Source organism: Campylobacter novaezeelandiae (assembly GCF_018968685.1).
Lineage (GTDB): Bacteria > Campylobacterota > Campylobacteria > Campylobacterales > Campylobacteraceae > Campylobacter_D > Campylobacter_D novaezeelandiae.
The window spans coordinates 1264883-1291195 of record NZ_CP076657.1 but is presented as its reverse complement, the minus strand read 5'-3'; the positions used below and the strand labels follow the sequence as shown (position 1 = coordinate 1291195).

General features: G+C 27.5%; 27 protein-coding genes. 18 read left to right on the top strand and 9 right to left on the bottom strand.

Going from position 1 to position 26313, the window contains the following annotated elements; translation table 11 throughout:
• The first annotated feature begins 10 nt into the window (after positions 1-10).
• Together pseG and pseH are read left to right on the top strand one after the other, a co-directional pair.
• On the top strand, positions 11-832 hold the full coding sequence (gene pseG, locus CNZW441b_RS06550) for a UDP-2,4-diacetamido-2,4,6-trideoxy-beta-L-altropyranose hydrolase (RefSeq protein ID WP_131163834.1): 822 nt from the start codon (positions 11-13) through the stop codon (positions 830-832).
• Positions 829-1305, top strand: a complete 477-nt coding sequence (gene pseH, locus CNZW441b_RS06545; RefSeq protein WP_216681343.1) for a UDP-4-amino-4,6-dideoxy-N-acetyl-beta-L-altrosamine N-acetyltransferase — start codon at positions 829-831, stop codon at positions 1303-1305. Before pseG ends, pseH begins: the two co-directional genes overlap by 4 nt.
• On the opposite strand, the gene wbuZ is transcribed toward pseH, so the two are convergent.
• The 3 genes from wbuZ to pseA are packed head-to-tail and all read right to left on the bottom strand — an operon-like array spanning position 1270 to position 3756.
• The gene (gene wbuZ / locus CNZW441b_RS06540; protein WP_131163836.1) at positions 1270-2016 is read right to left on the bottom strand and encodes a glycosyl amidation-associated protein WbuZ; all 747 of its coding nucleotides are present in this window, start codon (positions 2014-2016) and stop codon (positions 1270-1272) included. The two genes, pseH and wbuZ, sit on opposite strands and share 36 nt — an antisense overlap.
• Before the next feature lies 1 nt (position 2017).
• Complete coding sequence (hisH, locus tag CNZW441b_RS06535; RefSeq protein ID WP_243830456.1) at positions 2018-2635, bottom strand: imidazole glycerol phosphate synthase subunit HisH; 618 nt, start codon at positions 2633-2635, stop codon at positions 2018-2020.
• Positions 2620-3756, bottom strand: a complete 1137-nt coding sequence (gene pseA, locus CNZW441b_RS06530) for a pseudaminic acid biosynthesis protein PseA (protein ID WP_131163838.1) — start codon at positions 3754-3756, stop codon at positions 2620-2622. Before pseA ends, hisH begins: the two co-directional genes overlap by 16 nt.
• 107 nt (positions 3757-3863) lie before the next feature.
• Between pseA and pseI the strand changes: the two genes are divergently transcribed.
• The 4 genes from pseI to CNZW441b_RS06510 are packed head-to-tail and all read left to right on the top strand — an operon-like array spanning position 3864 to position 8980.
• Positions 3864-4904, top strand: coding sequence for a pseudaminic acid synthase (pseI, locus tag CNZW441b_RS06525; protein ID WP_131165641.1), 1041 nt, complete (start codon positions 3864-3866; stop codon positions 4902-4904).
• Positions 4901-6889: a motility associated factor glycosyltransferase family protein gene (locus CNZW441b_RS06520; protein ID WP_216681342.1), complete on the top strand. Its 1989-nt coding sequence runs from the start codon at positions 4901-4903 to the stop codon at positions 6887-6889. The genes pseI and CNZW441b_RS06520 overlap by 4 nt, the downstream gene beginning before the upstream one ends.
• A complete protein-coding gene (locus CNZW441b_RS06515) occupies positions 6871-7845 on the top strand; it encodes a GDP-mannose 4,6-dehydratase (protein ID WP_131186747.1) in 975 nt (324 codons plus the stop codon). The genes CNZW441b_RS06520 and CNZW441b_RS06515 overlap by 19 nt, the downstream gene beginning before the upstream one ends.
• Positions 7838-8980, top strand: coding sequence for a LegC family aminotransferase (locus tag CNZW441b_RS06510; protein ID WP_216681341.1), 1143 nt, complete (start codon positions 7838-7840; stop codon positions 8978-8980). Before CNZW441b_RS06515 ends, CNZW441b_RS06510 begins: the two co-directional genes overlap by 8 nt.
• 27 nt (positions 8981-9007) lie before the next feature.
• Here the strand turns inward: CNZW441b_RS06510 and CNZW441b_RS06505 are convergent, their stop codons facing one another.
• A complete protein-coding gene (locus CNZW441b_RS06505; protein ID WP_216681340.1) occupies positions 9008-10336 on the bottom strand; it encodes a major outer membrane protein in 1329 nt (442 codons plus the stop codon).
• A 124-nt stretch (positions 10337-10460) separates the two neighbouring features.
• Here CNZW441b_RS06505 and CNZW441b_RS06500 point away from each other — a divergent pair, with 124 nt between their 5' ends.
• Genes CNZW441b_RS06500 through CNZW441b_RS06480 form a run of 5 tightly spaced genes read left to right on the top strand, consistent with a single transcriptional unit; the run spans position 10461 to position 16605 of the window.
• Positions 10461-12491 carry a capsular polysaccharide biosynthesis protein gene (locus CNZW441b_RS06500; RefSeq protein WP_216681339.1) on the top strand — a complete coding sequence of 677 codons (2031 nt, stop codon included), beginning with the start codon at positions 10461-10463 and terminating at the stop codon, positions 12489-12491.
• A gap of 23 nt (positions 12492-12514) precedes the next feature.
• On the top strand, positions 12515-13705 hold the full coding sequence (kpsS, locus tag CNZW441b_RS06495; RefSeq protein ID WP_216681338.1) for a capsule polysaccharide modification protein KpsS: 1191 nt from the start codon (positions 12515-12517) through the stop codon (positions 13703-13705).
• Between the two features lie 53 nt (positions 13706-13758).
• Positions 13759-14883: a DUF829 domain-containing protein gene (locus CNZW441b_RS06490; RefSeq protein WP_216681604.1), complete on the top strand. Its 1125-nt coding sequence runs from the start codon at positions 13759-13761 to the stop codon at positions 14881-14883.
• A 1-nt stretch (position 14884) separates the two neighbouring features.
• Positions 14885-16252 (top strand): cytochrome P450, encoded by a 1368-nt coding sequence (locus tag CNZW441b_RS06485; RefSeq protein ID WP_216681337.1) that lies wholly within the window; start codon positions 14885-14887, stop codon positions 16250-16252.
• Positions 16249-16605: a hypothetical protein gene (locus CNZW441b_RS06480; RefSeq protein ID WP_131186741.1), complete on the top strand. Its 357-nt coding sequence runs from the start codon at positions 16249-16251 to the stop codon at positions 16603-16605. Before CNZW441b_RS06485 ends, CNZW441b_RS06480 begins: the two co-directional genes overlap by 4 nt.
• Here the strand turns inward: CNZW441b_RS06480 and CNZW441b_RS06475 are convergent, their stop codons facing one another.
• From CNZW441b_RS06475 to fliL, 3 genes are read right to left on the bottom strand one after another with little or no spacing between them, the layout of a single operon-like run.
• Positions 16606-17229, bottom strand: coding sequence for a hypothetical protein (locus tag CNZW441b_RS06475; protein ID WP_216681336.1), 624 nt, complete (start codon positions 17227-17229; stop codon positions 16606-16608).
• Positions 17230-17583 (bottom strand): holo-ACP synthase, encoded by a 354-nt coding sequence (gene acpS / locus CNZW441b_RS06470; RefSeq protein WP_216681335.1) that lies wholly within the window; start codon positions 17581-17583, stop codon positions 17230-17232.
• A 1-nt stretch (position 17584) separates the two neighbouring features.
• Positions 17585-18124, bottom strand: coding sequence for a flagellar basal body-associated protein FliL (gene fliL, locus CNZW441b_RS06465; protein WP_216681334.1), 540 nt, complete (start codon positions 18122-18124; stop codon positions 17585-17587).
• 92 nt (positions 18125-18216) lie between these two features.
• Here fliL and CNZW441b_RS06460 point away from each other — a divergent pair, with 92 nt between their 5' ends.
• Entirely contained in the window at positions 18217-19596 is a 1380-nt protein-coding gene (locus CNZW441b_RS06460) for a phosphomannomutase/phosphoglucomutase (protein WP_131186737.1), read from the top strand.
• A 30-nt stretch (positions 19597-19626) separates the two neighbouring features.
• Positions 19627-20004, top strand: a complete 378-nt coding sequence (locus CNZW441b_RS06455) for a DUF1090 family protein (RefSeq protein ID WP_131186736.1) — start codon at positions 19627-19629, stop codon at positions 20002-20004.
• Here the strand turns inward: CNZW441b_RS06455 and rsfS are convergent.
• Positions 20001-20330, bottom strand: a complete 330-nt coding sequence (rsfS, locus tag CNZW441b_RS06450) for a ribosome silencing factor (RefSeq protein ID WP_131186735.1) — start codon at positions 20328-20330, stop codon at positions 20001-20003. The two genes, CNZW441b_RS06455 and rsfS, sit on opposite strands and share 4 nt — an antisense overlap.
• Before the next feature lie 8 nt (positions 20331-20338).
• Entirely contained in the window at positions 20339-20902 is a 564-nt protein-coding gene (gene nadD, locus CNZW441b_RS06445) for a nicotinate (nicotinamide) nucleotide adenylyltransferase (protein WP_216681333.1), read from the bottom strand.
• Positions 20903-20961: 59 nt separating this feature from the next.
• On the opposite strand from nadD, the gene gap reads away from it, so the two are divergent.
• From gap to CNZW441b_RS06420, 5 genes are read left to right on the top strand one after another with little or no spacing between them, the layout of a single operon-like run.
• Positions 20962-21957: a type I glyceraldehyde-3-phosphate dehydrogenase gene (gene gap, locus CNZW441b_RS06440; RefSeq protein ID WP_216681332.1), complete on the top strand. Its 996-nt coding sequence runs from the start codon at positions 20962-20964 to the stop codon at positions 21955-21957.
• 1 nt (position 21958) lies between these two features.
• Positions 21959-23161, top strand: coding sequence for a phosphoglycerate kinase (locus CNZW441b_RS06435; protein ID WP_131186732.1), 1203 nt, complete (start codon positions 21959-21961; stop codon positions 23159-23161).
• The gene (locus CNZW441b_RS06430; protein WP_216681331.1) at positions 23158-23838 is read left to right on the top strand and encodes a triose-phosphate isomerase; all 681 of its coding nucleotides are present in this window, start codon (positions 23158-23160) and stop codon (positions 23836-23838) included. Before CNZW441b_RS06435 ends, CNZW441b_RS06430 begins: the two co-directional genes overlap by 4 nt.
• Entirely contained in the window at positions 23832-24647 is an 816-nt protein-coding gene (gene fabI / locus CNZW441b_RS06425) for an enoyl-ACP reductase FabI (RefSeq protein WP_200218384.1), read from the top strand. Before CNZW441b_RS06430 ends, fabI begins: the two co-directional genes overlap by 7 nt.
• 16 nt (positions 24648-24663) lie before the next feature.
• The gene (locus tag CNZW441b_RS06420; RefSeq protein WP_425331626.1) at positions 24664-26310 is read left to right on the top strand and encodes a hydrogenase small subunit; all 1647 of its coding nucleotides are present in this window, start codon (positions 24664-24666) and stop codon (positions 26308-26310) included.
• The last annotated feature ends 3 nt before the right edge of the window (positions 26311-26313 follow it).

Below are 26313 nucleotides of genomic sequence, written 5' to 3'. Positions count from 1 at the left end.
TTTTTGATGTATGAAAGTTCTTTTTAGAAGTGATAGTTCTGCTAGTTTGGGATTTGGACATATAAAACGAGATCTTATTTTAGCAAAACAATATGATGAGGTTTATTTTGCATGTTTGCCTTTGGAAGGATCATTGATTGATGAAATCCCTTATCCTGTTTTTGAGTTAGAAAGTGCAAGTATTTATGAGCTTATTCATTTAATTAAGGATCATCATTTTGATTTATTGATTATTGATCATTATGATATCGATAAAGATGATGAAAAGTTAATAAAACTTGAAACAGGTATTAAGATTTTAAGTTTTGATGATGAGCTAAAAGAGCATTATTGTGATATTTTGCTTAATGTTAATGCCTATGCAAAGCCTGAAGATTATAAGGGTTTAGTTCCGTTTAAATGTGAGTTAAGATGTGGCTTTTCTTATGCTTTAATTAGAGAAGAATTTTATATTGAAAGCAAGGTTCAAAGGGATAAAATTTGGGATTATTTTATTTGTTTAGGCGGAGTAGATGTTAAGAATTTTTCTTTAGAAATTGCCGAGGATTTGCCAAAAGATAAAAAAATTCTTATTGCTACAACAAGTGCAAATAAAAATTTAAAAAAACTTAAAAAATTTGTAGATTTGAATGAAAATATTACTTTGAGTATAGATAATGAGAATTTAGCTAAGCTTATGAATGAAAGCAAAAAATTAATTATTAGTGCTTCTTCTTTGGTAAATGAAGCTTTAATTTTAAAAGCTAATTTTAAAGCTATAGCTTATGTGAAAAATCAAGAAAAAATAGCACAATGGTTGATTAAAAAAGGTTATGAGGTAGAGATTAAATGATCTTTCTTAAGGATTTTACTACACTTAATAAAGAAGAAAAAAGATTTGTTTTAAAATGGCGTAATGATGATGAGGTTTCTTCTTTTACAAGAATTAAAAGTATAACTTTAAAAGAACATTTAAAATTTATAGAAGAATTAAAATATCATAAAGATAAACAGTATTTTTTGGTTTATAAAGAAAAAGAAGCCATTGGGGTTATTAGTTTTGTGAATATTACTTTGCATTCTTGCGAATTTGGACTTTATGCAAAACCAGGATTAAGGGGTATGGGCAAAATACTTATGCAAGAAATAAAAAATTATGCTTTTAATGTCTTAAAAGTTAGAATTTTAAAAGCTTGTGTTTTTAAAAATAATGAAAAAGCTTTAAAATTATATGAGAAAAACAACTTTTCTATAATAACAGAAGATGAAAATATGTTTTATATAAGTCTATCAAATTATTCTTACGAAAAAACCATTTTGAGCTAATTCATCTTTTATATCTTTTGGGGTATATTGTGAAAAATGAAAAATATAAGCCCCAGCTAAAGCATCAGCTCCGCAGTTTAAAGCTTTAACGCCATCATGTGGCTTTCCAAGTCCGCCATTAATAATAAGTGGAATTTTTAATTTATTTTGAAACATTTTTAAAAGTTCTAAATCATATCCTTGGGCTTTTCCTTCAAAATCTACAGAAGTTAAAAGTATCTCTCCAGCACCTAATTTTTCATAATTTAAAGCAAGCTCTAAAGGATCAATATCCAATAAATTTCCTCTATCATATATATGGAATTTATTATTTTTTCTTTTTACATCTATAGAGCAAACTATGCATTGAGAGCCAAAACGATTTGCTGCTTGAGTGATAAAGTGAGGTTCTTTTAAAGCTTTAGAATTTATACTTATTTTATCTGCTCCTAAATTCAAAATTTTTTGTATATCTTCAATGCTTCTTATGCCCCCTCCTATTGTTAAAGGCATAAAACATTCTTTGGCTAAATCCTTAAGACTATCAAAATCTATTTGAGAATTTTTTGAAGCATCTATATCCAGTATGATAAGTTCATCTACATTTCTTGCATTGTATATTCTTACTGTGCTTGTAAGGTGTCCTATCGTGCGATAATCTTTAAATTCTATACTTTTTACAAGTTGGGAATTTTTAAGCAAAACGCAAGGAATAATTCTTGTTTTTAGCATTTTAAACCTTTAAAAAATTCTCTAAAAGTTTTAAGCCTAAATTTTGACTTTTTTCGGGGTGAAATTGCACTCCATAAATATTATTTTTTTGTAAAGAAGCACAAAATTGCACTCCATAATCACATTTTGCACTTATAAATTCCTCATTGCATTTTACATAAAAAGAATGTACAAAATAAAAATCACTTTTACTAGAAATCCCTTGATACAAAGGTTCTTGCTTTAAAATTTCAATATCATTCCATCCTATATGAGGAATTTTTAAATTTGAATTTTCATTAAAGGGTATGACTTCGCCTTCAATAAAACCAAGCCCATTGCAAATTCCACCTTCATAGCCTTTTTCTAAAAAAAGTTGCATTCCAAGACAAATTCCTAAAATAGGTTTTTTATGAGTTAAAACTTCCTCTTTAAGTACAGAGATAAAATCAAGTTTTTTTAAAGAATCCATAGCTTCTTTAAAAGATCCTACACCTGGTAAAATTAATTTTTTAGCTTTTTGAAAAGCTGTTTTTTCTTGTATTAAGAAATTTGAAATTCCAATTTTATCTAAGGCTTTTAAAACAGAATTTAAATTTCCAGCTTGATAATCAATTACTCCAATCATTTTAAAATACATTCTTCCTTGCGGATTAAAGATCCATCAATATCTTTTAAAAAGTTACCTTTTTCATCACATTTAAAAATTTTTTTATTAGTAAAACTATCAAGAATTTTTTGAAATTCTTCCTTAGAAAAACCACTCCATTCTAGATATTTTTTAATTGCTTTTTTTGGAGGTTTTCCATCATATTTATTAACAAGTCTTATTCCTTCTTCGCGAGTTATATAACCTAGGCGTATATCTAAACAGGCATTATCACTAGCCCTTCCAAAGCCATATTTTAAGTATTTTAAATAATCATGCAAATGATTGCTATAGCAATCTAAATTTTCAAAGTTTTCATAGGTAGTTTCTACGGGACGATCTGAGGTTGAAAAACCATATTTTTGTGCAATTTGAAGATTTATTTTATAATCCCATTTAAAATAATATCCTAAGAACAATCCAGTAACTCCTACTCTTTTAAGTTCTTCATCGCTTGGATAAGTATAAAAATACAAATCTTTTTCTTTTAAACCATCTACTCCTATCATATCGCTAATACGATTTCCTAAAAGTCCTCCAAATTCTTCAAGCCATTCTCGACCTAAAATATTTTTTTCTTTACTGCTTGCAGGTCCTCCGTATTCTATTTGAGGGCTTTCACCCCAAATGATTAAAGGAATGTTAAAATTAACTGCAATCCTTGGAGCACTTGTAAAAATTCCCAAATGGTTTTGCCATTCATTATCTCCTGTTCTTATAAAGGCTTCTTTTGATAGTATTTTATAAACTTTTGGATTTCTTTTAATATGGATAAGATCTACGCCTAAATTATTTAAATTAGCAAGGTTTTTTTTGCCTATTTTAGTTGGAATACTAGGTTCAAAGCATACGCACAAAGGATTTAAGCCAAGCTCTAAAATTTTTAATACTTGAAATGTAGAATCTTTTCCACCACTAACTCCTATAACACAATCATATACAGGATGTTTTTTATGTTTTTTGATGAGTTCTAAAAACTCTTTTTCTCTTTGTTTCCAGTCAATTTTTTTATCTTTCATCTCTTGAGATCTACAAGCATCGCAAATCCCTTCTTCATCAAAATGTAAATCAGGTTTAGTATCAGGCATTACACATTTTTTGCAAAAATTCATGTTTTTTCCTTAAGGTTTAAAAAGGATAAATCGTCTAAAAAAATATAAATTTTATTAAAATATTATAAAATAATACCGATAGTGATAAAAAATATCTTAGGATTTTTATGTATATAGGAAATTTTAATCTTGATAAAAAAGTATTTATTATAGCAGAACTTTCAGCTAATCACGCTGGCAGCTTAGATCTTGCTTTAAAAAGCATTGAAATGGCGAAAAAAGCAGGAGCTAATGCTGTTAAATTTCAAACCTACACACCCAATAGCCTTACTCTTGATTGTAATAAAGATGATTTTATTATAAAAGGTGGGCTTTGGGATAAAAGAACTTTATTTGAACTTTATGAAAAAGCCAAAACGCCTTATGAATGGCATGAAAAATTATTTAATCACGCAAAAAAACATAATATTTTATGTTTTTCAAGTCCTTTTAGTAAAGAAGATGTGGATTTTTTAAAAACTTTTGATCCTATAGCTTATAAGATCGCTTCTTTTGAGGCAAATGATGAGGAATTAATCCGCTATATAGCTAAGCAACAAAAACCAACTTTGCTTTCAACTGGTATTGCAACTAAAGAGGAGCTTTATAGGGCTATAAAAATTTTTAAAGAAGAAAAAAATAATAAACTTATTTTCTTAAAATGCACTTCATCTTATCCATCTAAGACAAAAGATTTAAATCTTAATGCCATTAAAACTTTAAAAGAACAATTTAATATAAGAGTAGGTTTAAGTGATCATAGTTTTGGAAATTTAGCACCTATTGTTGCTACTACTTTAGGAGCTTGTGTAATAGAAAAGCATTTTATGATAAGTAAAGATATAAAAAGTGAAGATAGTGGATTTAGCTTAGATTTTAATGAATTTAAAAGTATGGTGAAATCAGTTAGAGAATGCGAAAAAGCTCTAGGAAAAGGGAGTTTAAAATTAAATAAAAAAACACTTCAAAATAGAGTTTTTGCCAGAAGCTTGTATGCAAGTAAAGATATTAAAAAAGGGGAGATTTTTACAGCGACTAATGTAAAAAGTGTAAGACCTTCCTTTGGTCTTCATCCTAAATTTTTTAATCAAATTTTAGGTTTAAAAGCTACTAGGGATATAAAATTTGGAGAACCCTTAAAAGAAGAACATTTTAAGGAAAAATTATGAATCCCTCTTTATTCCTAAAAAACCTAAATGCTCTAAATAATACTTTCTTAAAAGAAGAACTAAAAAAAATAAAATCAAATCTTAAATTTGAACTTATACAAGGTAAGGATAATTTAGATATTAATTTAAAAGAAACAACTGGGGGGGGGGATTGCTATCTTTACACTAACCCCCTTACTGAACTAAACTCCTTATTAAATACTTATAATGATAAATACTTCTTATATCCTGTTCTTTATTTTTATGGTTTTGGAAATGGTATTTTATTTAAAGCCTTACTTCAAAACAAAAACCATAAACATATAGTAGTCTTTGAAAAAGAATTAGAAATCATTTATATTATGTTTCACCTAATAGACTTTTGCCATGAACTTAAGAATAATTCTTTAATAATACTTAATGCTAATACCTTAAATTTAAATGATTATAATGAACTTTGTTCATCTAATCCTTTCTTTTCTTTTTCAAGAGTATATTTTTTAGAATTAAGCTCTGATTATTATGAAAAATATAAAGAAGATATATTAAATATCAATCAAAACATGATGAGTCATTTTAAAAAAGCAATATTCTCTTATGGAAATGATCCCTTAGATGCTTTACAAGGTATAGAACAATTTACCTATAATCTACCTAAAATGATCACAAATCCTACTTTTAAAGAATTACTCACTAAAAGATCAAATTTAAGTGATACAGCCATAATAGTTTCAACAGGACCTTCACTTACTAAACAACTTCCTATTCTAAAAGAATATCAAAACAAAGCCACAATATTTTGTGCAGATAGTGCTTATGCTATATTAGCTAAACATGGTATTAAGCCTGATTATGTTTGTATGTTGGAAAGAACTGATTTCACGGCAGAATTCTTTAAAGAGGCATATGAGGGGATTGATGGGGGAATAACTTTTATATTAAAATCTGTAGTTCATCCTAGTACTACTTCTTATTTGGAAAATACTAAAAGATCTTTTATGCTTGTAAGTTCTAAAGCACATTTTATGCAATATCTTTCTCTTAATCAATTTGGATATATGCCAACTGGACATAGTGTAGCTAATATGAATTATATATTAGCCAGTCTTTTAAAACACAAAAATATCATCTTAATAGGACAAGACTTAGCCTATGATGAAAAAGGAAATTCTCATCCTAGTGATTATAAACATAGTGCAAATTTTGAAAGTTTTTCTTATGAGTATATAAAAGTTAGAGCCTATGGGAATAAAGATTCTTTTGTGAAAACGCATTTTATTTGGAATTTATTTCGCCAAGAATTTGAAAGCGATATACAATTTACCAAAGAACAAGGAATAACCACCTACAACTGCACAGAGGGTGGAGCAAGAATAGAAGGAAGCTTAGAAAAACCCTTTAAAGAAGTATGTGAAGAATTACTGATTAAAGATTTAAATAAACCCTTTAAAAAACTAAATTCTTTAAATAAAAACAAACAAGATGAATTATTACTTAAAGCCTATGCAAAAATTATAAAAGCCATAAAACACTCTAATACTTTTAAAAATGATTGTTTAAAAGAATACGAAGAGCTTAATGAGCTTTATTTAAGTTTAGCTAATTTAATCTCAAGTAAAAAAAATAATCAAAGTCTAAATTCAAATTCTAATTTAAACGATATAAACGAAGAAGAAATCAATCAAATGCTAAATGTTCTTATACAAAGAATTGATAAAATAAAAACAAAAATAGAAAATTTAAAAAATTTAAATTTCTTCTATGACATATTACAAGCTACTTTAATCCAATTTGAATTAAATTTAGCTAGAATTTATGTCTTAAAAGCAAAAACAAAAGAAGATTCTTTTAATAAATCATTAATTTGGATCAAAGAACATTTAGAATGGCTTAAAATGATATATGCACATATTAATGCACTTGAACTTGCTTTAATAAAAAACATTAAGCCTTTAGAAGAAGAGTTATATAAAAGGGGACTTGAGAAATGGATAAAAATATCCTAGTAAGCGGTGCAGATGGATTTATAGGTTCTCATCTTTGCGAAAGTTTAGTTTTAAAGGGTTTTAAAGTTAAGGCTTTAGTGCAATATAATTCTTTTAACTCCTATGGACATTTGGAAAAAAGCCCTTATCTTAAAGAAATGGAGATCATAAGCGGGGATTTAAGGGATAGTTTTTTTTGTGAAAAATTAGTTCAAGATGTAGATATTATTTTTCATTTGGGTGCTTTAATTGCTATTCCTTATTCTTATATGGCTCCTAAAAGTTATGTTGATACTAATGTAAGTGGGACTTTAAATCTTTTAGAAGCAGCAAAAAAAAGTGGTATTGAACTTTTTATTCATACTTCAACAAGTGAAGTATATGGGAGCGCTCTTTATGTTCCTATTGATGAAAAGCATCCTTTACAACCTCAAAGTCCTTATTCAGCAAGTAAGATTGCAGCTGATATGATGGCTCTTAGTTATTATCATTCTTTTAATCTTCCACTTATTATTGCAAGACCTTTTAATACTTATGGTCCAAGACAAAGTGCAAGAGCTATTATTCCTACAATTATTACGCAAATTTTAAACAAAGAAAAAGAATTAAAATTAGGAGATCTTACGCCTACAAGGGATTTAAATTTTGTTTTAGATACTTGCGAAGGTTTTATTTCTTTGCTTAAATTAAAAAATTATGGAGAAGTTTTTAATATAGGAAGTTCTAAAGAGTATTCTATGCAAGAAGTTGTTATGCTGATTAAGAAACTTTTAAATTCAGATATAAAAATTATTCAAGATGAGCAAAGATTGCGCCCTAAAAACAGTGAAGTATTAAGGCTTTGTTGCGATAGTTCAAAACTTTTTAATGCAACAGGTTGGAAAAGCAAAATAAGTTTAGAAGAAGGGCTTCAAAAAAGTATAGAATATTTTAAAGAAAATTTAAGTTCTTATAAAAGTAATATTTATAATGTTTGAAAAAGAAATTGATTTTATCAAAGGACTTTTTTCTCAAAAAAAAGAAATTGCTCTTCATGAACCTTGTTTTATAGGTAATGAGAAAAAATACCTTGAACATTGTATTGATAGCGGTTTTGTTTCAAGCGTTGGAGAGTTTGTTTATAAATTTGAAAATAAAATTAAACAAATTACAAATTCTCCTTTTGTTGTTGCAACAAATTCTGGAACTTCAGCTTTGCATTTAGCACTTTTAGCTTATGATATCAATGAAGATAATGAGGTAATTACTCAAGCTATTAGTTTTGTAGCTACGGCTAATGCCATTGCTTATACTGGTGCAAAGCCTATTTTTTTAGATGTAGACAAAGAAAGTTTGAGCCTTGATCCTAAGGCTTTAGAAAATTTTCTAAAAGAAAATACCTATCAAAAAGACTATAAAACTTTTAATAAAATCACACACAAACATATAAAAGCTTGTGTGATAATGCATACTTTTGGTTTGGCTGCAAAACTTAAAGAACTAATAAAAATTTGTGAAAATTATCATTTAATTCTTATAGAAGATAGTGCTGAAGCTTTAGGAAGTACGTATAATAATAAGGCTTTGGGAACTTTTGGATCTTGTGGAATTTTAAGTTTTAATGGTAATAAAATTGTAACAGGGGGTTGTGGGGGAGCTCTTTTATGTCATAATGAAGATATTGCAAAAAAGGCTAAGCATTTAAGCACTACTGCTAAAATCAATCATCCTTATGAATATGAGCACGATTTAATAGCTTATAATTATAGACTTTGTAATATCAATGCAGCTTTGCTTCTTGCACAGCTTGAAAATTTGGAGTTTTTTTTAAAAAATAAAAGAGAATTATCTATTTTATATAAAAACTTTTTTAAAAATAATGAATTTTTAACCTTTATTGATGAAACCTTGGATTCAAAAAGTAATTTTTGGCTTAATGCAGTAATCTTTAAAGATGAGAATTTAAGAAATATTTTTATCAAAGAATGTTTTGAGAATAATATTTTTGTGCGTCCTGTATGGAAAAGTTTAGCATCTTTAAAAATGTATAAAGATTGTCAAAATGATGGATTGCTTTATACTAAAATTTTAGAAAAAACTCTAGTCAATCTTCCAAGTAGTGTAAGATTATAATAAAACGCAAAAATGCGTTTTATTATTTTAAAATTTATATAGAGCTTCAAGACGAACGGTATTTTTTTCACCCTTATCATGTAAAGCTTTTACTTTAGCATAGGAATACCAAGTGCTAAAAGAAAGTTTGGAAGAATATTTATAATCAATTCTTGCAACAGATTCTAGTTTTTTTCCTGCTCTTCCAGCCACAGCAGAGAGATCGCCTGATTTAGTTCCACCATAAACAAAATCAGCTCCTAAGCGTAGCACCTCATTAAAAGTATAACCAGCACTTGCAAAAGCAAAAAGATTTTCACCAGTATCTCCATTTAGTTTAGAGCCATCAGAATAAAAAATTTCTTCACCTGCTAAAAGAGATTTTAGGTTTCCTTGATCTTCTATAACTACCATGTTAACGCCATTTTTATCCCCATAATAAACTCCACCTAAACTTGCATCAATGTTATTGGTTGTAATTGTTCCTTTTAGGGCAAAAAAGTTGCTATTTTTAAAGCCTAGATCTTTTAAGCTGCTTTCAATAACTTTATTTCCAAGATATGCTCCTTGTAAATTCCAATTAAGATTATCAAAAATATCTGTATTGTAATTAAATTTAAAAGCATAGAATAAGAAAGAATTATTAAGATAAGAAAGCCAAAGTTCAGGACTAAAATTCCCACCTAATAAATTATAATTTCCAAGTATAGCTCCACCGTAAAAATTTTCATTATAAGTTTTTTCATCTAGAATATATTGAGCATTGCCATAAAAGTCATTAGGTTGTTCATCGATACCAAAACTATCAATAGCAAAGGCTAAAAAATTTAAATGATCAAAACTATTGTTTGTAATTTTAATTCCTGTTCCAACTAAACCATCTATATCATTATCAGTCCAAATGGTATTTAATTGCTGTTTACCCAAAATAATATTTGTATTAAAATCATCAATTGCATAAGTTAAATAAAGTTGACGCACAGAAAAACCTGTTTGAGTATCGCTGATATTAGGATTGTAATTTGGATTTAATGACCCATTTGGCAATGTAGGATTTCCATCGTAAGCACCATATCCACCATCTTTAGCACTATAATTAAATTGTATAAAAAGCTTAAAATTATCAGCTATAGCACCACTAAAATTGATTTGTGCTTTGTAATTGTGCATTTGTTTATCTTTAATGTAACCTGCACCAACGCTATCTAAAAAACCACGACTTGAAATATTGTGGAAATTTCCACTTGCACTATCATAACGATATCTTAAAGCTCCAGAAACATCTACATCTTTAATTACTTCCTCTAAAGGAGTAGCATTTAAATAAGTAACACTCAATAAAGCTGTTACTGGATATAGTATTGATTTTAGTTTCATTGAAGCATCCTTAATTATTTTAAAGTTATTTTATATTATATTAAGAAAATCTAAAGTAAAGCTTTATTTATAAAATACAAAATAAATGTTAGAATATTATTTTAAATAAATTTTTAAGGTTTATATGAATTTATATTCTACTTCTAAACGGCTTATTAAAAATGTTAAAAATTTCTATAAAATTAAATTATATTCTTTTTTTAATATGAAAGATAATAGTATTTTTTTAGGCTGGGGGCGTAAAAAATCTGGTCTAAAGGCTATTTCTTTGGCTAAAAAACATAAAGGTTCGTTTTTGCTTTTAGAAGATGGTTTTATAAGATCTTTAAATTTGGGTCTTTATAATTCTCCAAGCTTTAGTATAGTAGAGGATGATGTAGGAATTTATTATGATAGTAATGAAGCATCAAGACTTGAAAATTTATTAAATAATCATACTTTTGATTCTTTATTATTGCAAAAAGCTAAAAAAGCTATAGCTTTGATTCAAAAATATGAAATCACCAAATACAACAATACTCTTGAAATCCCTAAAAATTTTTTTAAAAAACATGAAAAGCGTGTTTTAATCATCACTCAAGTTGATAAAGATGCCTCTTTAAAATATGGTCAAGCATTGAGCTTTAGTACAAATGATATGATACAAGATGCTATTAATGAAAATAAAGATGCTAAAATTTACATTAAAATTCATCCTGATGTTTTAAGTGGTAAAAGAAAAAGTGATTTTGATTTAAATCTTTTACCTGAAAATTGTGAGCTTATTAGCAAAAATTATAATCCCATTGCTTTATTAAAATATTTTTCTAAAGTTTATACCAAAACTTCTACTATGGGTTTTGAAGCTTTAATGGTTGGTTGTAAATGCGTGTGTTATGGTTTGCCTTTTTATGCAGGATGGGGACTAACTATAGATAAATTAGTATGTCAAAGAAGAAAAGCAAAAAGAACATTAGAAGAAGTATTTGCTGCAAGTTATTTGCTTTATCCGCGTTATTTTAATCCTTATTTAAATCAAAAAAGTGATATTTTTGATACTATTTATACTTTAAATCGTTATAAAAATATAGAAAAAATAAATTCAAAGCGTCTTTTTTTTCTAGGTTTTGCTCTATGGAAAAGAAGGTTTATTAAGCCTTTTTTTGCAGCTCAAACCAATAAAATTATTTTTGTTAATTCTATAAAAGCTTTATTTAAATTTAATATCACTAAAGAGGATAAATTTTTTATTTGGGGCTATAAATTTAAAAAAGAAGAATTAAGAAAATATTTTAAAGAAAATCAAATTTATTTTGTTGAAGATGGATTTATAAGATCTATTACTTTAGGATCTGATCTTACAAGAGCTTTTTCTTTGGTTGTAGATAGCAAATCATTTTATGTGGATCCAAGTAAAGAAAGTGATCTTGAAAATATTTTGCAAAATTATGAATTTGATGAGAATTTAATCCAAAGAGCTAGAAATTTAATTGAAAAATTAAAAGTAAATAAAATTTCAAAATATAATGGTTTAAAACACCAAGAACTTTTTTTAAAAGTAGATAAAAATCAAAAAGTTATTTTAATTCCTGCTCAAGTAGAAGATGATGTTTCGATGATTTTAGGGGGAATGGGTTTTAATACAAAAGATTTGATTAAAGAGGTGCGTCTTAAAAATCCTAAAGCCTATATAATTTTTAAGCCCCATCCAGATGTTTTAAGCGGAAATCGTAAAGGTTTAAAAGATGAAAGAATTATTTTAGAATTTTGTGATGAAATTATAAAAGATGTGAGTATAGATAGTGCGATTAATGTAAGTGATGAAATTCATACTATTACTTCAACTTCCGGTTTTGACGCACTTTTAAGAGGAAAAAAAGTTTTTACTTATGGTTTGCCTTTTTATGCAGGATGGGGGCTTACGCAAGATAAACATAATATAACAAGAAGAACTAGAAAATTAAGCATAGAAGAGCTTGTAGCAGCAACTTTAATAATATATCCAAGATATATAAATCCTACAAATAAGCATTTATGTGAAATTGAAGTTACTTTAGATATAATGCAAAAAATGCAAAATATTTACTTTTCAAAATGGTGGATTAAATTAGGCATAGATATTAGGATTTTCATTATAAGGAAAATAAGAAGAATTTTTGAAAAGATTATAGATTAACGGGGGGGGGTATCCCTATTTGTATGAATTTTAGTAGAAAAATAAAAGAAGAATTTAGTAATAAAAATATTGTTCTTTTACAAGGACCTGTTGGAAATTTTTTTAAACGCTTATCTTGTGAGTTAAAAAAAAATAATGCTCAAGTAAGTAAAATTAACTTCAATGGCGGAGATTTCTTTTTTTATCCTAAAGGTTTTATTTATAAAGATAATAAAGAACAATTAGAAAAATTTTATAAAAATTTTTTTACTCAAAAACAAGTTCAAGCTATTATTATGTATAATGATTGTAGATTTATACATCAAGTAGCTATAAAAGTTGCCAAAGAAATGAAAATTAAAATTTGGGTTTTTGAAGAAGGATATATAAGACCTAATTTTATAACTTTTGAAGAAAATGGAGTTAATGCGAATTCAAGTGTTCCAAGAGATAAAAATTTTTATCTCTATTATCATACTAAAAAAGAAAAAAATTTCGGGTTAAGTTCTACTTTTAGATCAATGGCATTTCAATCTTTTTTGTATTGGTTTTTTGCTTTTATTTTGTCTCCGTTTTTTAATAATAAACTTCATCATAGATCCTTAAGTCCTTTTGAAATGTTTTTTTGGTTTTTATCTTTAGGAAGGAAATTGCTTTATAAAGTGACTGAAAAAAAACTTAATAAAAAAATTTATAGTCTTGATAAAAAGTATTTCTTAGCTATATTGCAAGTTTACAATGACACACAAATTATCTATCATTATAAAAAAAGTATGGAAGAATTTATAGAAGAGAATATTATTTCTTTTGCTAATCATGCAAGAGCTAAACATTATCTTGTTTTTAAACATCATCCTATGGATAGAGGGTATAAAAACTATTCTTCTCTAATTAAATCTTTAAGTCAAAAGTATCATGTTGAAGGACGTATTTTGTATATACACGATGCTCATTTGCCCACTCTTTTAAAACAAGCTTTAGGTTGTATCACTATAAATTCTAGTGTTGGAATTTCTGCTTTAATGTATGATTGCCCTCTTAAAGTTTGTGGCAATGCCTTTTATAATATTGATGGTTTAGCTTACCCAAAAAAGCTTCGATTTTTTTGGAGGGAAGCACATGCTTATAAGCCAAATTTAAAGCTTTTAGAAAATTTTAGAGCTTATTTAATTGAAAAAAATCAAATAAATGGGAGTTTTTATAAAAATTCTTTTTTATTTACCAATAAGGAATAAAATAGTTTTCTTAATATTTTAAAAATATATTTTAAATTTAGGAAAGCATATTGTTGCAACGAGATGTGTTTTATTTAGCGGGTTATGATCCTAGGACTTATAGGTTTTATTATTCTTTATTTAAAAAGAATTTAAACCAGTACAAAGATAGATTTAATATAGATGCACAACTTTCTAAAAGTTTTATACAACAAAATGATATTTATTGGAATATAGAAGGAAAAGATTATCAAACAAAATATCATTTTTTAGCTTGGAATGATATTGTAAAAATTAATTGGTCTGAAAATTTTAAAGATGCTCTTTTAGATTGTTATAGTTTTTTTAGGATTTATACTATTACAGGACTTTTCATTAAATTTGGAAAAGCTTCTATATATCAATTAATAACAGGATATTATCCTTTTTTCTATGTCATTTTCTCCTTGTGTTTAGCTTTAATTTGTGGCGGATCTGTTTTTTTGTTGGTTCAAATTTATATACATTTTGTTTTTGCTGCACTTTTTGCTGTATTTGTATTTTATATAGTGAATCGATTTTTATTTAATTATGGTAGAAAACTAGCAGTTTTTTGGATTTCTAGAATTTGTTCATTTTGTGCAAATTGGCATAAACATAAAAAAGAACATTTAGAAGATAGGATTGAAAAATTTGCTTATTCTATTTTTGATATTTTAAAAAAAAATCAAAATAATAAAAATTATGAATTAATTTTAATAGCACATAGTGTAGGAACTATAATGTGTATTGAAATATTAGAACGCATTTTACATCTTTGCAAAGAAGAAAAAATTGACTTTTCAAAATTAAAAATTTTAACTCTTGGAGAATGTATTCCTTTAGTGAGTTTTCAAAAAAAATCTATTGATTTTAGAGAAAAGATGGAATTTGTAGGTGGTTTTGATTTGAAATGGTATGATTTTACCTCAGTTATTGATGGTGCTTGTTTTCCTTTGGTAGATTTTATGCAAGAAAGTGGGATAAAAACTCAATTTAAACCAAAATATTTATCTGCTAAATTTCATACTCTTTATGAAAAAAAATATTATAAAAAGATCAAAAAAAATAAAAATGATGCCCATTTTTTATATTTGTGGAGTATTCAATTAAAAGGAGATTATGATTTTTTTAATTTTGTTACAAATAATAAATTTTTAGAAGAAAAAATAAGGAGTTAATATGAGCCAATGTCCGTTTTTCCCAAAGCCTTATAAAACTAAAGCTTCAACTTTGCTTACTTTTTTACTTAAGCGTAGATCGTGGCTTGATGGACTTTATGAAAGAAGTTATAAGATGCAAACTGGTTATGTTAAAATGCCAAATTTTGATCTTTACGTGATTAATGATACTAAAGAAGTAAAGCGTATAATGATTGATGAGGTAAAAGAATTCCCAAAAAGTGAATTTTTACACCAACTTTTAAGTCCTTTATTAGGTGAGAGTATTTTTACAACAAATGGAGAGGTTTGGAGAAAACAGCGAGAACTTTTACGTCCAAGTTTTGAAATGACACGTATTAATAAGGTTTTTAATCTTATGAGCGAAGCCGTTGCTGATATGATGAGTCGTTTTGAAAAATATCATGATGAAAGCATTATAGAAGTGGATGAGGCTATGACATTTGTAACAGCTGATGTTATATTTAGAACTATTATGTCTTCAAAACTTGATGAGAAAAAAGGAAAAAAAGTTTTAGATGCTTTTGTAACGTTTCAAGAGCAAAGTGTTCATAGTGCTATGAGACGTATGTTTCGCTTTCCAAAATGGATTTCTTATATTTTAGGAGATAAAAAAAGACTACAAGCTGGTGAAACCATAAGAGAAGTTTTAAGCGAAATTATCAGGCCAAGATATGAGAGTTTTGATCCGCAAAATACAAATGAATTTGATATACTTGAGTCTTTACTTTGTGTAATAGATGCTAATACAAACAAAAGGTTCTCTTTTGAGGAAATTTTAGATCAAGTAGCAATGCTCTTTTTAGCTGGTCATGAGACAACAGCTAGCTCTTTAACTTGGACTTTATATCTTTTAAGTTCATTTGAAGATGAGCAAGAAAAAGCTTATAGGGAAGTTGAAGAAGTTTTGCAAGGAAAAGATATTGAAATAACTCATTTAAAACAATTTAAAATTCTTACAAATATTTTTAAAGAATCTTTAAGACTTTATCCTCCTGTGGGATTTTTTGCAAGAGAGGCAAAACAAGATACCAAAATAAGAGATAAATTTGTAAAAAAAGGTTCTGGAGTTGTTGTCGCTCCTTGGCTTATTCAAAGACATGAAAATTATTGGGAAAAACCAAATGAATTTAATCCTTCTCGTTTTGAAGGTGATTATAAAAAAGATGCCTATCTTCCTTTTGGTATGGGAGAAAGAATTTGTATAGGTCAGGCATTTGCTATGCAAGAAGCTATTTTAATTCTTGCTAATATTTTAAGAAAATATAAACTACAATTACAAGAAGGATTTATTCCAGATGTTGTAGGTAGATTGACTGTTCGTTCAGCTAATGGAATGAATATCAAATTTATCAAAAGGAAAAAATGAAAGAAAAATTAGCAGGAACTTTATTATTATGCGCCATTGTTCCTTTGGCCGTAATAGGTTATATTTTTATAGTTTTTGTTGGGATTTTTTTTAGCGTAAAAAGAGCAAGACAAGGTGTAAGAGCATTAGATCATTTTGTTAATGCAAGTTTATTTAATGGTTATGCATGGGAGAGTGTTTCTTCTCATGCGTGGAGAGAAAGACATCATAAAAGATGGGCTAGAGTGGTTATTAAAATCACTGATTTTTTTCAAAAAGATCATTGTAAAAGAGCCAATAAAAGAGAACAACCAGTTGTTGATTTAATTTTAAAAAGAGGTCTTGATAATCAAACTATAGGAAAGCAAGTTTAATCACTCATTTTCATTTAAATTAACTATAAAGTCATTTATTTGTTCTTTATCTAAAAATTTTTTTTCATTAATTAAAAAGTTGATTTTTATTATTTGGGCGCTAAAAGGGGATAAAATGGTAAAATAGCGCCATTTTGATTCTTTTACGTTATCATAATAATTATATTGCGAAAAACTTCCTAAGCCGTAATTTTTATAAGGATATTTTTTATAAAATTCTTTAAAAATTTTAGGAATTTCATTGGTTATTATAAAAATAATTTTTTTATTAAATTTATCATTTTGATAAATATTTAATTCCTTAAAATCACTTTTTGGATAATAAATTTTTAAAATATCTAATAAAGAATTACTAGGATTTTTTAACTGGTTAATATTTATATCTAATTCCAAATTATCACTAATATGATAATTATCTTTTAAGAGTTCAAGTTTTAAACAATTTTGAGTTTTTATAACAAGTCTTGCTATACCTAAATTTGATAGATTTAGCATTATAAGTTTATTGAAATCTCTTTTGGTAAAAATATCAGGTATGATATTTTTTAAATCTTTATTTTCTATATTATCATTGGATAAAAATTCTAAAAGTTTTGGTAAAAAATCAGGTTTTGAAAAAGGCATTTAATTCCTTGTTAATACAACAACTGCTATGGCAAAATTTCCATCATGAGAGATACTAAGAGATTGTGAACTAATATTGAATTTTTCCTTGATTTTTGATGAAAAATTAAGAACAGGTGCATTTTTTTTAGTTTTAGAAATTTGTATATCAAAAAAATCACATTCTAAAGAAATCCCTACTCCAAGAGCTTTTGAGGCAGCTTCTTTGGCTGCCCAAAATCCTGCTAAAGTTTTTGAATTTTTAATTAATTTTTGTTCTTCTATACTAAGAAATTTATCCAAAAAGTTTTTACCGTGTTTTTGATAAATTTTTTCTATTCTAGATATACAAACAATGTCACAACCTACTTCCATTTTAAGAAACTACAAAATCTGTAAAATAAACATTTTTGATGAAACCATCTGTCAAAATTTCATTAATCTTTCCAGTAATTTCATCTTTAAGTCTTTCTTTTCCCTTTGCAGTGCTTATCTCTTCAAAAGTTTTAGCTGTAAGCGTTCTAATAATAATATCTCTAATAATTGCAACTTTTTTATCAAGTTCCGGTTTTAAAAGTTCGGTGTTTTGCTCTAATTGTATCGTGCATTTTACATATCTTGAACCACTATCACTTAATAAATTTAAGGTAAAAGGATCAAGTGGATACATAGGGCCTATATTAGAAAAATCACTTCCTCTTTGTTGATTAGAAGCTTTAACCTTTGGTGCTTTATTTGTTGCCATTTCTTCTTTTGGAGCTTCTTTAACCTCGCTTTCATCTCCTGAAGAGGAACTAATAAGCCAGGCAATAATTCCCATCATACCAAGGAGTAATATAAATAATAAAACAACAATAATAATAACTAATAATCCACCTTTTTTCTTTTTTCCTTCGTTTTCTATTTCTTCATCCATCTTTTTTCCTTTTGACTTTTATAAATATTAATGTAAAATTGTAGCAAATTTTTTCTTTCTATACTAGATGTATAATTTATAAGGAGTTTTTTGTGTTTGATGTTATTTTTAGAGAATACGATATCAGAGGAATTTATAATAAAGAATTAAATGAAAAAAGTGTTAAAGCTATAGGATATGCTTTAGGACTTCTTATGCTTGAAAGATCTTGTAAAAACGTAAGTGTTGGTTATGATGCAAGATATAGCGCAAAAGAACTTTTTAATTATTTAGTAAGTGGTCTTAACAAAGCAGGAATAGAAGTTTATGATATAGGACTTGTTCCAACACCTTTAGGGTATTTTAGTCTTTATGAAGGATTTAAATTTGATGCAAACATTATGATAACAGGTTCTCATAATCCAAAAGACTATAATGGTTTTAAAATAACCATTCATAAAGAAAGTTTTTTTGGGAAAGAACTTAAAGAATTTTCTAAAGAAGTTTATAAATATTTAGATGATGAGATAGAAGATAATTTTAAAGTTAAAAAATATGATATTTTAAATGTTTATATATCTTATATGTGTGAACATTTTAAAACGCTTAAAAATTTTTCCTATCCTTTCGTTGTAGATTGTGCCAATGGAGCTGCTGGAGTGGTTATAGAAACTTTAATTAAAGAACTTCAGTTAAAAGCGCATATTTTATTTAAAGAACCTGATGGAAATTTTCCAAATCATTCTCCTGATCCAACTGAAGTTGAAAATTTAAAGCCTTTACAAGATTTTTTAAAAGAAAATGAAAATTGTCATTTAGGATTTGCTTTTGATGGAGATGCAGATAGATTAGTAGTTTTGAGTCAAAATCATATTTTTTGCGGAGATGAGCTTTGTTATCTTTTTGCTAAAAATATTAATAATCCTAGAGTTTTAGGTGAGGTTAAATGTAGTAAAAATCTTTTTGATGAGGTTTCGAAATTTGGAACTATATTTATGGGCAAGACAGGACATTCTAATATTAAGCAAATGATGAGAGAAAAAAATATCGATTTAGCGGCTGAAGTAAGCGGTCATATATTTTTTAAAGATAAATATTTTGGTTATGATGATGGAATTTATGCTCTTTTTAGAACTTTAGAACTTGCTTATAAGGGTTATGATTTAGAGAGTATGATAAATTCTTTACCTAAACTTTATGCGACACCAGAAATTAAAATTGCTGTAGAAGAAAAATTTAAATTTATTTTAGTGGATGAATTTAAAAAAGCTATAGAGAAGGGTGCCTTAAAAGATGTTAAATCTTTATGTGAAATAGATGGAGTAAGGATAGATTTTGGATATGGCTGGGCACTACTTCGTGCATCAAATACTAGCCCTTTTTTAATTATGCGTTTTGAAGCACAAAGCGAGGAAGAAGTAAAAAATCTTAAAAACATGGTAAATTCATTATTTGAGGATATTAATAAAAAATTTATGTTAACGGAATTATAATTTTCCCTTTAATTTCACAAAGGAGAATTAATGAAAAAAGTTATAGTATTTTTATTTGTTTTTTCTGGGTTGCTTTTTGCAAATGAGTGTGATAAAAAAATAGAACGCATTAATAAAGAGATTTCTTTTTCAAAAGCTAATGGAAATACTGCAAGAACATTAAGTCTTGAGCTTGCTTTAAAACAAGTGCAAAATGATTGTGCAAAAGATCCTTTATTTTATGACAAAAAATTAGAAGCTAAGAAATTAAAAGAACAAGAAGTAGAAAAAATAGAACAGCAGCTAAAAGAATTAAATAATCAAAAAGATTATATGAGTAAAGCTGAATATAAAGCTAAAAAAAGAGCTTTAAAAGATCAAAAAGATAAAATTAAAAAAGAGATTGAAGAGTATATAGATAATCTTTAATTCGATTTTAATCTCTTAAGATTTTCCAAAAGCTCCTCAATATTATAGATTGCGCGATATTGAGGGGTTAATAAGTGAATTAAAATATCTCCCAAATCAATCACTGACCAATCTTCTGAACTTTCTATATGTAAAAATGTTTCGTTTTGTTCCTTAAGTTTTATCTTTAGTTCGTCGATTAAAGATAAAGAATGCTTTTCTCCTAAGGTTGAAGCAATAATTACATATTTGACAAAATAATCTTCTTCTTGCATATCAAAACTTTTGATTTCTTCTGCTTTTTTATCATCTAAAATTTTAACAATTTGTTCAATTCTTTTTTGCATTTTAATCCTTAGTTTATTTTTATTGTATCAATTTTTTGTAATTTTAAGTAATACTCTTTTACTTCTTCTTTAATTTCATCACAAACTTCTTCTACTTCTAAAGTTGTTCTTATAAGCGTTGAAGAGATATTTATTTGTGTGTTTAGGCTTTTAAATTTTTTTGGAATTTCTATATTATCTCTTTGCGCAATAACAAATTCCACTTTTTTGCAAAGTTCTTGGTAATTATGCCATAGATGGAGTGTTGATAAATGATCAGCCCCTATGATAAAATAAAGTTTTTCTGGTGTATAAAGTTTTAAAATATGATTTACACTGATGATACTAGGGACAGGTTTTTTTTGATCAATTTCAAAACTAGAAATTTCAATTTTTTTCATTGAACCCCAAATTTTTTTTATCCAAGAAAGTCTTTGTTTTTCATTTGCTAAAAACTTATCCTTAAATGGACTAATAAAGGTTGGCATAATAATAAGTTTATCAATATCCAAATTTTTTAAAGAGTGCATTACAACAGCGTTATGCCCTTTATGAGGAGGATCAAAACTTCCACCAAAAACTGCAATTTTCATTAAAATTTTAACCTTTTTTTTGTAGAATATTAGCATTTTATTTTGCAAAAGGAAATTAAATGGCTATAAAAGTTGCTATAAATGGTTTTGGACGTATTGGAAGATGCGTAGCAAGAATTATTTGCGAAAGAGAAGATGTTGAACTTGTGGCAATTAATGATACAACAGATATTGAGCTTATAAAATATCTTTTTAAATATGATACTGTTCATGGTTTATTTAAAGGTGAAGTAAGTAGTGATGATGAACATTTAATTATTAATAATAAAAAAATTAAAGTATTTAAAAGTCGCAATATTAAGGAACTTGATTTTGCAAAATATGGAGCAGAAGTTGTGTTAGAGTGCACAGGGGTTCATTTGCATAAAGAAAAATGTGAAGAGTTTTTAAATCAAGGCATTAAAAAAGTGATTATGAGTGCTCCGGCAAAAGATAATACTCCAACTTATGTTTTGGGGGTAAATTCTAATTCTTATAAAAATGAAAAAATCATTTCTAATGCAAGTTGTACTACAAATTGTTTAGGTCCTATTTGTCGTGTTTTGGAAGATAGTTTTGGTATAAAAAAAGGATTGATGAGTACAATCCATGCTTATACAAACGGACAAAGTCTTATTGATGCTAAAGCAAATGATAAAAGACGTAGTAGAGCAGCAGCGCAAAATATTATACCAACTTCTACAGGAGCTGCTAAAGCTATGAAGCTTGTAATGCCAGAGCTTGATGGGAAATTACACGGCCAAAGTATGAGAGTCCCAGTGGCTGATGTATCAAGTGTGGATTTAACAGTATTGCTCGCAAGAAAAGTTAGTAAAGATGAAATAAATAATGCTTTTAGAGAAGCTGAAAAAACAACTTTAAAAGGCATTTTATGTGTAGATGATGAACAAAGAGTTTCAAGTGATTTTATCACTTCTTCTTATGGCGCTATTATTGCGAGTGATTTAACGCAGGTTATTGATGATGATTTGGCAAAGATTATAGCTTGGTATGATAATGAGTGGGGATATTCTTCACGTTTAGTTGATATGGCTGTTTTTATAATGAAGGCTTAAAATGGATAATATTATTTCTATAAAAGATATTGATCTAAATCAAAAAAAAGTTTTTATCAGATGTGATTTTAATGTCCCGCAAGATGATTTTTTAAACATTACAGATGATAGACGTATTCGATCGGCTATTCCAACTATAAGGTATTGTTTAGATAATAAATGTAGCATTATTTTAGCTTCTCATTTGGGGCGCCCTAAAGAGATTAGTTCAAAATACTCTTTAGAACCTATTGCTAAGAGATTGTCAAATCTTATAAACAAAGAGGTTTTACTTGCTAAAGACGTTATTGGAGAAGATGCGAAAAAAAAGGCTAGTGAATTAAAATCTGGTGAAATTTTAATGCTTGAGAATTTGCGTTTTGAAAAAGGTGAAACTAAAAATGATGAAAATTTAGCTAAAGAACTTGCGTCTATGGCACAAATTTATATTAATGATGCTTTTGGAGTCTGTCATAGATCTCATGCAAGCGTTGAAGCAATTACAAGATTTTTTGATGATAAAACCAAATGTGCTGGTTTTTTGCTCCAAAAAGAAATTAATTTTGCAAGTAATCTTATAAAACATCCAACTAGACCTTTTGTAGCTGTTGTGGGCGGTTCAAAAGTTAGTGGGAAACTTCAAGCTTTAACCAATCTTTTGCCAAAAGTTGATAAGCTTATTATAGGCGGAGGTATGGCCTTTACTTTCCTTAAGGCTCAAGGTTTTAATATAGGGAATTCTCTTTTAGAAGAGGAGCTTATAGAAGAAGCACAAAAAATTCTTCAAAGAGGAAAAGAATTAGGAGTTAAAATTTATTTACCAGTAGATGTAGTTGCAGCTCCTTCTTGTAGTGCTGATGCAGTAATGAAATTTACTCCAGCACAAGAAATTCCATCTAATTGGATGGGGCTTGATATTGGTCCTGCAAGTGTACGTCTTTTTAAGGAAGTTATAGCAGATGCTCAAACAATTTGGTGGAACGGTCCTATGGGTGTATTTGAAATTGATAAATTCAGTAAAGGTAGTATAAAAATGAGCCATTATATTAGCGAGAGTCACGCAACTACTGTTATAGGCGGTGGCGATACTGCGGATGTTGTGGCACGTGCTGGTGATGCTGATGAGGTTACTTTTATATCAACTGGTGGAGGTGCTTCTTTAGAGCTTATAGAGGGAAAAGAACTGCCAGGAATTAAACCTTTAAGAATAAAGGTTTATGAATGATTTTTGCTGCAAATTTAAAATGTAATCATACAAGATCCACTTTCAAACTTTATGCTGATCAATTAAATCGTTTATCTTGGGATAAAAACAACGAAATTATTGTTTTTCCTCCCAGCATAGCTTTTTTAGAGCAAGATTTAAATTTTACTCAAGGAGCACAAAATTTTTATCCTTGTATAAATGGAGCTTATACAGGTGAGATAGGAAAAGAGCACTTAGATGAGTTTGGTATAAAATGTGTTTTAATTGGGCATTCTGAAAGAAGAAAATTTGAAAATAATAATTTTATTAAAGAAAAATTTGATTTTGCAAAAAAATATGGTTTTAAAGTTATTTTTTGCATTGGTGAAGATATTAAAACTAAAAAAGAAAATAAAACAAATGAATTTTTAAGAAAACAATTAGAAAATATTGATTTAAAATACGATAAATTAATTATAGCTTATGAGCCTATTTATTCTATTGGAAGTGGCATTAGTGCTGATTTAAAAGATATAGAAAATGTATTAAATTTTTTAAACTCTTTGAGTAAAGCTAAGTTATTATATGGTGGCAGTGTGAATGAAAATAATATTGCCCAAATTTTAAATATTAATCATTGCGATGGGGTTTTAATTGGAACAGCTGCCTTAAAGATAGAAAATTTTATTAAATTAATAAAGGATAATTCATGTTAATGAAAGGTAAAAAAGGATTAATAGTAGGTATTGCTAATAATAAATCTATTGCTTATGGTATTGCAAAGGCTTGTGCAAGAGAAGGAGCTACATTAGCCTTTACTTTTTTAAATGATGCTCTTAAAAAAAGGGTTGAACCTATAGCACAAGAATTTAATTCTAATTTTATATATGAACTAGATATTAATAAAGAAGAGCATTTAGCTAATTTGACGCTTAATCTTAAAAAAGATTTGCAAAATATAGATTTTATTGTTCATGCTGTAGCCTTTGCTCCAAAAGAAGCATTGGAAAATTCTTTTTTAGAAACTTCAAAAGAAGCTTTTGATATTGCTATGCAGACTTCTGTTTATTCCTTGCTTTCTTTAACTAAGACTTTATTACCTCTTTTAAATGAAAATGGTTCGATTTTAACCTTGAGTTATTTAGGCGGGGTAAGATATGTGCCTCATTATAATGTTATGGGTGTTGCAAAGGCTGCTCTTGAAAGTTCTGTAAGGTATTTAGCAAGAGATTTAGGACAAAGAAAAATACGTATTAATGCTATTTCAGCCGGTCCTATTAAAACTTTGGCGGCAAGTGGCATAGGTGATTTTAGAATGATATTAAAATATAATGAAACCAATGCACCACTTAAACGAAATATTACCATAGATGAGGTTGGAAACTCTGCACTTTATTTACTTAGTGATTTAGCAAGTGGAGTTACAGGTGAAATTCATTATGTGGATGCAGGTTTTAATATCATGGGTATGAGTGATATTGAAATTGATGAAAATGGTTGTACAAAAATATGTGGAAGTAATTAATATTAGGGAAATTAATATGGCAAATAATGATGAATTAAAAATTATACTTGAAAATCAAATTGAAAAATTATTAAGTTCTAATAATAAAGAAGAAAAAAGTATTAATGAAGAAAGCCTTAAAAGCGTTATGAAACATTTAGGTTTAAGTAACGATTTAATCCCTTTGGCTAAAAAAGTTTTTGAATTAGCTCCAAAAACTAAGGTTCTTTGGCTTCATCTTTGTGAATGCACGGGTTGTTCTGAAAGCTTATTAAGAAGTGCAAGCCCTAGTTTTGATGAATTAATTTTTGATTTTATTTCTCTAGATTATCATGAAACCTTAATGGCTGCTAATGGAAGTAAAGCTGAGGAATTATTGGAAAATCTTTTAGAAGAAGAATTTATTTTGGCTGTAGAAGGTGCGGTAGCAGCTATTGATACCTTTTTCTTAACTATAGGTGCACACGCAGAAAGTGGTTATGAGATTTTAGAAAAGGTTGCTAGAAAAGCTAAAGCAATTTTTGCTATAGGTACTTGCTCTTCTTTTGGAGGAATTCAAGCTGCTTATCCTAATCCATCAAAAACTTGTGGAATTTCTGAAGTTTTAACACAAAAAGTTGTTAATATTCCAGGTTGTCCTCCAAGTGATATTAATATAGTAGCAAATTTAATATTTTTCTCACTTTTTAAAATTTTACCAGAACTTGATAGTCAAAACCGTCCTTTATGGGCATATGGAAAATGCTTGCATGATTTGTGTGAGAGAAAAGCTAAATTTGAAAGTGGAGAATTTGCTGAACATTTTGATGATGAAGCAGCTAAAAATGGTGCTTGCTTATTTAAAATAGGTTGCAAAGGTCCTTATACTTATAATAATTGTCCAAAAGTCAAATTTAATGCTAAAACTTCGTGGCCAGTTGCTTCTGGGCATGGTTGTATAGCTTGTAGCGAAAAGGATTTTTGGGATGATTTTGGCTTTCTTGAAAAACCTATGGCAAATGCTTTTGCTTATGCAAAGTTTTCACAAAAAAATGAAAATAAAATTCTTAAAAATTATAATCTTACATATGAAGATTTAAAAAATACAATCAAAGAAGATGAAATTGTGCTTTCGTTAAAAGAAAATAGTGAAATTTTATATAAAGATGAAAAGCAAAATATTTGTAATTTTTTGAATTTTGAATTTGAAAGTAATCTTAAGATAGTTTTAAACAATATATCTAAAAATAAACTTGGAGCTAAACTTGTAGAAAATTACTCAAAGCAATTTCCATCACAATACAATTTTATACAAGAAAATTTCAATGAAGAATCTATGCCTTCAAAAGATATATGGAAATTTTTTGAACTTAATTTTATTTTAGCAAAGGGAAAATTTTTAGAAGATAAAAAAGAATTTATAGATTATGCTTTAAATTACCATTTTAAACATCCAAGTCCTTATGATTTTAAACTTTCTATTAATGAAATGGAGGCAAAACTCGATGTAAGTAAGTCTTTAAGAATGCCTTTAATTTATCTTTGTGGTGGACTTGATTTTGAAGGTATTGCTTTTAGCTGTTTAAAAGCTTTTGGAAAAAGTATTATTAAAATCAATGAAAATTTTAAGGATAAAAGATTAGCTTTAAATATTAATGAAGAATTAAATTCAGCTTTTTTGCAAGAGCTTTTAATTCATTCTTGATTT

Coding starts and splice junctions, on each gene's coding strand:
- CNZW441b_RS06480 (WP_131186741.1), top strand. CDS start 16,249: ATGAAAGAAAAATTAGCAGGAACTTTATTATTATGCGCCATTGTTCCT.
- fliL (WP_216681334.1), bottom strand. CDS start 18,124: ATGGATGAAGAAATAGAAAACGAAGGAAAAAAGAAAAAAGGTGGATTA.
- kpsS (WP_216681338.1), top strand. CDS start 12,515: ATGAATTTTAGTAGAAAAATAAAAGAAGAATTTAGTAATAAAAATATT.
- fabI (WP_200218384.1), top strand. CDS start 23,832: ATGTTAATGAAAGGTAAAAAAGGATTAATAGTAGGTATTGCTAATAAT.
- pseI (WP_131165641.1), top strand. CDS start 3,864: ATGTATATAGGAAATTTTAATCTTGATAAAAAAGTATTTATTATAGCA.
- nadD (WP_216681333.1), bottom strand. CDS start 20,902: ATGAAAATTGCAGTTTTTGGTGGAAGTTTTGATCCTCCTCATAAAGGG.
- CNZW441b_RS06505 (WP_216681340.1), bottom strand. CDS start 10,336: ATGAAACTAAAATCAATACTATATCCAGTAACAGCTTTATTGAGTGTT.
- pseG (WP_131163834.1), top strand. CDS start 11: ATGAAAGTTCTTTTTAGAAGTGATAGTTCTGCTAGTTTGGGATTTGGA.
- CNZW441b_RS06510 (WP_216681341.1), top strand. CDS start 7,838: ATGTTTGAAAAAGAAATTGATTTTATCAAAGGACTTTTTTCTCAAAAA.
- CNZW441b_RS06420 (WP_425331626.1), top strand. CDS start 24,664: ATGGCAAATAATGATGAATTAAAAATTATACTTGAAAATCAAATTGAA.
- hisH (WP_243830456.1), bottom strand. CDS start 2,635: ATGTATTTTAAAATGATTGGAGTAATTGATTATCAAGCTGGAAATTTA.
- CNZW441b_RS06455 (WP_131186736.1), top strand. CDS start 19,627: ATGAAAAAAGTTATAGTATTTTTATTTGTTTTTTCTGGGTTGCTTTTT.
- CNZW441b_RS06485 (WP_216681337.1), top strand. CDS start 14,885: ATGAGCCAATGTCCGTTTTTCCCAAAGCCTTATAAAACTAAAGCTTCA.
- CNZW441b_RS06475 (WP_216681336.1), bottom strand. CDS start 17,229: ATGCCTTTTTCAAAACCTGATTTTTTACCAAAACTTTTAGAATTTTTA.
- CNZW441b_RS06500 (WP_216681339.1), top strand. CDS start 10,461: ATGAATTTATATTCTACTTCTAAACGGCTTATTAAAAATGTTAAAAAT.
- gap (WP_216681332.1), top strand. CDS start 20,962: ATGGCTATAAAAGTTGCTATAAATGGTTTTGGACGTATTGGAAGATGC.
- acpS (WP_216681335.1), bottom strand. CDS start 17,583: ATGGAAGTAGGTTGTGACATTGTTTGTATATCTAGAATAGAAAAAATT.
- pseH (WP_216681343.1), top strand. CDS start 829: ATGATCTTTCTTAAGGATTTTACTACACTTAATAAAGAAGAAAAAAGA.
- CNZW441b_RS06520 (WP_216681342.1), top strand. CDS start 4,901: ATGAATCCCTCTTTATTCCTAAAAAACCTAAATGCTCTAAATAATACT.
- wbuZ (WP_131163836.1), bottom strand. CDS start 2,016: ATGCTAAAAACAAGAATTATTCCTTGCGTTTTGCTTAAAAATTCCCAA.
- CNZW441b_RS06435 (WP_131186732.1), top strand. CDS start 21,959: ATGGATAATATTATTTCTATAAAAGATATTGATCTAAATCAAAAAAAA.
- pseA (WP_131163838.1), bottom strand. CDS start 3,756: ATGAATTTTTGCAAAAAATGTGTAATGCCTGATACTAAACCTGATTTA.
- rsfS (WP_131186735.1), bottom strand. CDS start 20,330: ATGCAAAAAAGAATTGAACAAATTGTTAAAATTTTAGATGATAAAAAA.
- CNZW441b_RS06430 (WP_216681331.1), top strand. CDS start 23,158: ATGATTTTTGCTGCAAATTTAAAATGTAATCATACAAGATCCACTTTC.
- CNZW441b_RS06515 (WP_131186747.1), top strand. CDS start 6,871: ATGGATAAAAATATCCTAGTAAGCGGTGCAGATGGATTTATAGGTTCT.